At 62.5% G+C, this 315-nt stretch carries 1 protein-coding gene; it reads right to left on the bottom strand.

Annotation, left to right across the window (positions count from 1 at the left end; translation table 11 throughout):
• The coding region (locus L691_RS32485; RefSeq protein ID WP_036735247.1) for a hypothetical protein at positions 1-315 on the bottom strand (315 nt) is incomplete at both ends.

The following is a 315-nucleotide window of genomic DNA, read 5'->3' on the forward strand; positions in this document are numbered from 1 at the left end:
TTTGCCCGCATGCTGCGCCGTCCAACCGGCCAGCTCCTTATCCAGTTCAGCGATCCTGGTCTGCAGTAGCTGGACGGAACCACTCTTCTCATCCAGAAATTTCACGCTGATGTCCAGCCTGCCTCTGATTTCCTCAGCTTCTTCATCCTTGCGCCGCAGCTCTCGGTAGGCGTGCTCCGCTTCGCCCGGCGCAAGCTGCGGGAACCGCCGCTCCCACTCCTGGAGCAGGAACGTAAGCTGCCGCTGCTGTTCCTCCGACTTGGCGGCCGTTTGCGCCTCCCAGCTTCGCGCGGCTTCGGCATCGGCAGCTTCCTT

Source organism: Paenibacillus zanthoxyli JH29 (assembly GCF_000520715.1).
Lineage (GTDB): Bacteria > Bacillota > Bacilli > Paenibacillales > Paenibacillaceae > Paenibacillus_AQ > Paenibacillus_AQ zanthoxyli.